General features: G+C 63.2%; 1 protein-coding gene. It reads left to right on the forward strand.

The features are described 5' to 3' along the window. A partial coding sequence (locus BTM36_RS24450; RefSeq protein ID WP_217349628.1) for an NAD(P)/FAD-dependent oxidoreductase occupies positions 1–1351 on the forward strand: 1351 nt, incomplete at both ends.

The raw sequence follows: 1351 nt of genomic DNA on the forward strand, positions 1-1351 counted from the left end.
TGCTCGCACAATACGGCCCTCGCGAATCCATGGAATACGACGTGGTCATCGTCGGCGGCGGTCCAGCCGGGCTGTCGGCAGCGATCCGCCTCAAGCAACTGGCTACCCAGCAACATCGCGAGGTCTCGGTCTGCGTGCTGGAAAAAGGCAGCGAAGTCGGCGCCCATATCCTCTCAGGCGCCGTGATGGACCCGCGTGCGCTGAGCGAGCTGATCCCTGACTGGAAGGAGCAAGGCGCGCCACTGGACACGCCGGTGACCGAAGACCGCTTCCTCTTCCTCTCGGCCGACAAGGCCTACAAGACGCCGAACTGGCTGCTCCCGGCCTGCTTCCAGAACCATGGTAATTATGTGATTTCGCTCTCCAACGTCACGCGTTGGCTGGGCCAGCAGGCCGAAGCGCTGGGCGTGGAAATCTTCCCGGGCTTCCCCGCTGCCGAAGTGCTCTACCACGAGGATGGCTCGGTCAAGGGCGTAGCTACTGGCAACATGGGCATCAACAAGGAGGGCGAACCCGGTCCCGAATTCCAGCTGGGCATGGAACTGCACGCCAAATACACCTTCTTCGCCGAAGGTGCGCGCGGCCACCTGGGCAAGCAGTTGATCGCGAAATACAAGCTGGATGCCGACCGCGATCCGCAGACCTATGCCATCGGCATCAAGGAACTGTGGGAAGTGAAGCCGGAAGTGCACCAGCCCGGCCTGGTGGTCCACACCGCCGGCTGGCCGCTCTCCAATGATACCTACGGAGGTTCCTTCCTCTATCATCTGGACAACAACCAGGTGGCCGTGGGCTACGTGGTCGGCCTGGCGTACCAGAATCCCTACCTGTCGCCATTCGAGGAATTCCAGCGCTACAAGACCCATCCGGAAATCCGCAAGTTCTTCGAAGGTGGCAAACGCCTCTCCTACGGCGCCCGCGCGATCACCGCCGGCGGCGTGCAATCCTTGCCCAAGCTGGTGTTCCCCGGTGGTGCGCTGCTGGGTTGCGATGCCGGCTTCCTCAATGCCTCACGCATCAAGGGCAGCCATGCGGCGATCAAGAGCGGCATGCTGGCAGCGGATGCGGCATTCAATGCCCTGGGTGAGAATCGCCAGTCCGACGAGCTGTCGGCCTACCCGGCCGCTTTCGAGGCCTCCTGGCTGAAGGAAGAACTGCACAAGGCCCGCAACTTCAAGCCCTCGATGAGCAAGGGCCTGGTGGCCGGCACGCTGCTGGTGGGCATCGATCAGGTACTGTTCGGTGGCAAGGCCCCCTGGACCCTGCGCCACACGCATGCCGACCACGAATGCCTGCGCCCGGCCGCCGACTTTGCGCCGATCGCCTATCCCAAGCCGGATGGCAAGCTGAC

The sequence above is a fragment of the Herbaspirillum sp. VT-16-41 genome (assembly GCF_001994935.1).
Classification (GTDB): Bacteria; Pseudomonadota; Gammaproteobacteria; order Burkholderiales; family Burkholderiaceae_D; genus Herbaspirillum; species Herbaspirillum frisingense.